Source organism: Streptomyces sp. Ru72, from assembly GCF_002920635.1.
GTDB lineage: Bacteria > Actinomycetota > Actinomycetes > Streptomycetales > Streptomycetaceae > Streptomyces.
The window spans coordinates 1-5,423 of record NZ_PQSR01000197.1 but is presented as its reverse complement, the minus strand read 5'-3'; the positions used below and the strand labels follow the sequence as shown (position 1 = coordinate 5,423).

4 protein-coding genes are annotated in these 5,423 nt (G+C 72.8%); 3 read left to right on the top strand and 1 reads right to left on the bottom strand.

All coding sequences use genetic code 11. The annotated features are described in order from the left end of the window. On the bottom strand, positions 1 to 565 hold a 565-nt coding region (locus C3488_RS39050; protein ID WP_103845565.1), incomplete at its 3' end, for a hypothetical protein. 46 nt (positions 566 to 611) lie between these two features. On the opposite strand from C3488_RS39050, the gene C3488_RS39045 reads away from it, so the two are divergent. The 3 genes from C3488_RS39045 to C3488_RS39035 all read left to right on the top strand — a co-directional run. Then, a complete protein-coding gene (locus tag C3488_RS39045; RefSeq protein ID WP_103845564.1) occupies positions 612 to 1,289 on the top strand; it encodes a maleylpyruvate isomerase family mycothiol-dependent enzyme in 678 nt (225 codons plus the stop codon). Between the two features lie 105 nt (positions 1,290 to 1,394). Continuing rightward, a complete protein-coding gene (locus C3488_RS39040; RefSeq protein WP_103845563.1) occupies positions 1,395 to 2,084 on the top strand; it encodes a copper homeostasis protein CutC in 690 nt (229 codons plus the stop codon). Between the two features lie 372 nt (positions 2,085 to 2,456). Then, on the top strand, positions 2,457 to 5,423 hold a 2,967-nt coding region (locus C3488_RS39035), incomplete at its 3' end, for a choice-of-anchor D domain-containing protein (protein ID WP_146068024.1).

The following is a 5,423-nucleotide window of genomic DNA, read 5'->3' as shown; positions in this document are numbered from 1 at the left end:
GGAACAGCCGTGGCAGGTCGAGGAGTTGGCGCAGAACGGCGGCGCGTCCGTCGCGGAACGCCTCGCTGGGCACGAAGTGGTACTCCTCGCGGACGGCCGCGGTGTAGGCGGCGTACGCCGACGGGGGCGAGGCGAGGATCGCGAGGTCCGCGTCGCACAGGACCTGGCCGTCGCGGTCGTCGTCGGCGGGGTCGTGGGTGACGGTGAGGCGCACGAGACGGGCGACCTCGGCGGTCCTCTCCTCGGACACCCCCGCCTCCGGCAGCGCGCGCTCGGCCAGACGTGCCGAGCGCTCCTCGTTCTCCGACCGCTCCGGCAGGTAGACGGCGTCGTGGAACCAGGCCGCGAGACGCACCGCGTCCGGGTCGTCCGCGTACGCCTCCAGTACGTCGATGTGGCCGAGGACCGCCGCGAGGTGGGCGAGCGTGTGGTACCGGCGCTGCGGCTCCGACCAGCGGCGCAGCAGATCGTCGGCGTAGGGGGCGGGATCGGGCCGCTCCGCACCGCCCCGCACCGTGAGCAGGGTGCGCCGCCAGCTCTCACGCAACGCGTCGAGGTCGGTCATGGGGGCATTCTCCCCTGTTCGCCGGTGGGCACCTAGCGTGGGGCGCATGACGAATGCAGACCTGCACGACGACGTACGAGACCCCGAACTGCCCGGCCTGCTGCTGACCACCGAGCGCGACGCGCTGATCCCGCTGCTGCGTTCCCGTCCGGACGCGGACTTCGCGCTGCCGACCGCCGCGTGTCCGGGCTGGACCGTGCGGCACGTCCTCGCGCACTGTTCGGCCGCCCTGGCGCGGGTGGTGGAGAACCGTTTCGAGAAGGGCGTGTTCAGCCCCGAGTCGAACGACCGCGACATCGCCGAGCGCGCCGACTGGACCAACGCCCAGGTCGTCGACGAACTGGAGCGCGGCATGACCGAGGCGGGCGCCGCGATCGCGAAGGCGGGCGGCGCGCTCGACATGGTCGCGCTCGGGGAGTGGGTGCACGCCGGGGACGTGCGGGAGACGTTCGGGGAGCCGGGGGCGTACGCAGGCGACGGGCTGCCGTACGCGCTCACCCTGCTCGCCCGCGTCTCCCGGGAGAAGGGGCACGTGCCGCTCCACGCGGACCTCGACGATCTCGACGAGCCACTGCTCCTGGGCGACGCGAACGGGGAGCACCCGCCGGCCCGGTTCATCGGCGAGGCGTCCACGCTGGTGCGGCTCTACTCGGGCCGGCCGCTGGAGGGGGCGCGGTACGAGCTGGCGGGGGTCGAGGAGAGGGAGCTGAACCTCTTCGGCTGAGCGCGCCGACCGGTGCCCTTCTCGCGGCACCCCGGGGCGTCGTCGTACCCTTGGATTGGACTAGACCTGTAGCCGCTCCACGGGGACACCGACGGAAGGGGTTCTATGAGCACGCGTGCAGTCCTGGAGGTGATCGCCCTCGACGTCGAGGACGCGGTCGCCGCCCAGGCCGGGGGCGCGGACCGCCTCGAGCTGGTCACCGACATGGCCTCCGACGGGCTCACCCCGCCCGTCGCGGCCTTCGCCGGGATCCGCGCCGCCGTGGACATCTCCCTGCGCGTGATGCTCCGCCTCGGGGACGGGTTCGCGGCCGGTGACGTCGAGGCGCTCGTACGGGCCGCGCGGGAGCTGCGCGCCGCCGGCGCCGAGGAGTTCGTGCTCGGCTTCCTCGGCGAGGACTGCGGGCCCGACCTCGACGCCGTGGAGCGGCTGGCCGGGGAGCTGGACGGCTGCCGCTGGACCTTCCACCGCGCGATCGACCGCGCCGCCGACCGCGACGCCCTGCGCAAGCAGCTCGCCGAGGTGCCCGGCCTGGACACCTACCTCACGGCGGGCTCGCCGGACGGCGTGGACGACGGCCTGCCCACCCTCGTCACCGAGGCCGCCCGGCGAGGCGAGCCCGGCTACACCCAGCGCCTCATGGCCGGCGGCGGCCTCCGCCTGGACCACGTCCCGCGGCTGCGCGCCGCGGGAGTCGACGCCTTCCACATCGGCGCGGCGGCCCGCACGGACGGCTGGACGACACCGGTGTCGGCGGAGGCGGTGGGCGTCTGGCGCAGGGCGCTCGACGATTGAGGTCCCTTGCCCCGAGCGGGCCCAGGCGGCGCCGAGCCGATCAACGCCGGCCTCGGGACGGGCGTTCCGGAGTTCTCGGACGAAGCGGTGCCGAGACCGCCCGGTATCTCGGCGTTGGCGGTGGGCGCGCAGAGGGCGGCTCCGGCGGCGGCCGGTGCGCGCGTGACCAAGAGGGCTCCGCACGATGGGCCAGTGCGGTCAGGGGCAAGCGCGGGCACGGAAGATTCACAACCGTAGGCATGGCCGCCGGTCTGTGATTGGATGCGCGGGCTGAACTTGTGCGCTGCGACTCCCACGTGACCGAGGAGACCGCGGCGGCCGGGTGGGAAGACGGTGGGGGCCGTCGAACAATGGGGACTCAGGGGGGTTTCCTTGGCGATTTCACTGGGCGATGTGGTGGCGCGCGCCACCAGGCACGCATCCAGAGGCAGACGACACAGACGCGGACACACCCGGCGGCGCGGCCTGGCGCTCGCCGTGACGGCCGCGGTGACGGCCGGGATGATCGGGCTGGGCGTCTCACCCGCGCAGGCGAGCGAGACGACCGGCTCGGTGGACAGCCTCCGGACCGGCTGGGACCGGAACGAACCGAACCTCGGCCCGTCCGACGTCCGATCCTCTTCCTTCGGGCAGCTCTGGAAGGCCCCCGCGCAGCTCGACGGGCAGATATACGCCCAGCCGATCATCATCGGCGGCACGGTGGTGGCGGTCACCGAGAACAACAAGGCCTACGGCCTCGACCGTGCCACAGGGGCCGTGCTCTGGCAGCGCAGCTTCGGTCCCGCATGGCCCGCGTCCACCCTCAACTGCGGCGACCTCGTGCCCAACATCGGCAGCACCGCGACGCCGGTGTACGACCCGGCCAGCGGGGCCGTCTATCTGACCACCAAGGTCGACGACGGTTCGAACGCCCTGAGTCCGCACTGGTACATGCACGCGATCGACCCGGTCACCGGGGCGGAGAAGTCCGGCTTCCCCGTGACGATCCAGGGCACCCCGTCCAACGACCCCACCCAGTCCTTCCTGCCCGCGTACCAGATGCAGCGTCCGGGCCTGCTGCTGCTCGACGGGGTGGTGTACGCGGCGTTCGGCGGACACTGCGACGTCAAGCCCTACCGCGGCTACGTGGTCGGCGTCAGCACCACCAACCCCTCGGTGACCTCGATGTGGGCGACGGAGACCGGCGCCAGCAACAGCGGGGCCGGCGTCTGGCAGTCCGGCGGCGGACTCGTCTCGGACGGACCCGGCCGGATCTTCCTGGCCACCGGCAACGGCGTCAGCCCGGCGCCCGGCCCCGGCAGCGCCCCGCCCGGCACTCTCGCGGAGTCCGTGGTCCGGCTGCAGGTGCAGGCCGACCGGAGCCTGAAGGCCGCCGACTTCTTCAGCCCGTCCAACGCGCCGACCCTGGACCAGCAGGACAAGGACCTGGCCTCCGGCGGGCCGGTCGGCCTGCCGGACAGCTTCGGCACCGCCTCCCACCCGCATCTGATGGTGCAGCAGGGCAAGGACGGCCGGGTCTTCCTGCTGGACCGCGACGACCTCGGCGGTAGGTCGCAGGGCACCGGCGGAACCGACGACGTGGTAGGAATCACCGGGCCGCTCAAGGGCCAGTGGGGACACCCCGCGGTCTGGGGCGGTGACGGCGGTTACGTCTACCACGTCGGCAGCGGTGGCCCACTGGTGGCGCTGCACCGCGGCGTGACGGGTGCGGGCGACCCCGCGCTGACCGTCGCCGGGACCAGCCAGGACTCCTTCCCCTACACCAGCGGATCGCCCGTGGTGACCTCCGACGGAACGCGCTCGGGCAGTGCCCTGGTCTGGGTGGTCTGGTCGGGCGGGTCGACCGGCGTCAACGCGCAGCTGCGCGCCTACGAGCCGGTTCCCGACGCGAACGGCGTCCTGCCGCTGGTCTGGTCCGCGCCGATCGGCACCGCGTCGAAGTTCGCCACCCCGGCCACCGACGGCGGGCAGGTCTTCGTCGGCACGCGGGAGGGCAAGGTCTACGCCTTCGGCAACCCGGTGGGCAGCCCGCTCAAGGGCGACCCGGTCGACTTCGGGCTCGTGCCGGTGGGCGGTTCCGCGAGCACCGACGTCGTCCTGACGGAGAACCAGAACCCGTCCCAGCCCCTCGGCATCAAGGGCGTCACCGTCGACGGCCCGTTCACCGCGGACACCTCGTCGCTGCCGACGACGATCCCGGCGGGCGGGCAGCTGTCGATACCCGTCTCCTTCGAACCCACCACGGTCCTGGGCGCGAGCGGAACGCTCACCGTGGCCACCGACGCCGGCAGTTTCGCACTGAGCCTGCACGGCGTCGGCACCAGGCCCGGTCTGGCCGCGTTCCCGGGCACGGTGTCCTTCGACAACCAGCCGACGGGGACCACGGCAACCGCGAACGTCCAGCTGACGAACACGGGCACCGACCCCGAGACCATCACCTCCGTCACCCCGCCCGACGGGCCGTTCACGGCCGCCGACCTGCCGAGCGCCGACCCGGCGAACCCGACGGTGATCCCGCCCCAGAGCTCGATCGTCGTGCAGGTCGGCTACGCCCCCACGGCCACCGGCCAGAACTCCTCGTCGATCGCCCTGAACAGCACCAGCGGTTCGCTCACCATCCCGCTCCGGGGGGACGCGATCAGCGGCCAGGGCCACCTGGTGTTCAACCCGACGACCCTCTCGTTCGGCGCGGTGGTCCGCGGTACGTCCAGCACACGGGCCTTCACCATCACCAACACCGGGAACATCCCGGTCACCATCACCAAGGCGAAGGCACCGGCAGGTGCGTTCAGCAGCGCCGACCAGCTCGCCGAGGGCCTGGTCATCGGTCCCGAGCAGAGCGTCCGGCAGACGGTCACCTTCGCCCCGACCGTGAGCGGCAGCCAGTCGGCCACGTACGAGGTGACCGGCGACGCCGGGCAGGGGGCACAGCTGGAGCCGCTCACCGGCATCGGTGTGCCGCCGGCGTCGCAAGTGGGCTCCGTGCTGGCACGGGACTCCTCCGGCACCCTGTGGTTCTACCGCGGCACCGGAGTGCCCTCCGGGGCACTGGCCGCCCGGGCCGCCATCGGAACCGGCTGGAACACCTACAACCTCGTCACCAGTGTCAGCGGTGAGATGGCGGACGGCACCGGAACCGTCGTCGGCCGTGACGGCAACGGCAGACTGTGGTTCTACCCGGGCACCGGCGACCCGAAGGCGCCCTTCGGGCCCCGGAAGCAGATCGGTTACGGCTGGAACACCTACAACTCCGTCGTCGGCGCCCGTGACGTGACCGGGGACGGGAAGGCGGATCTCGTGGCCCGCGACGGTCAGGGTGGCCTGTGGCTCTACCCGGGC

What these genes read in the sequence shown, in the direction of transcription:
- C3488_RS39045 (WP_103845564.1), top strand. Translation starts at nt 612, where the DNA reads ATGACGAATGCAGACCTGCACGACGACGTACGAGACCCCGAACTGCCC.
- C3488_RS39040 (WP_103845563.1), top strand. Translation starts at nt 1,395, where the DNA reads ATGAGCACGCGTGCAGTCCTGGAGGTGATCGCCCTCGACGTCGAGGAC.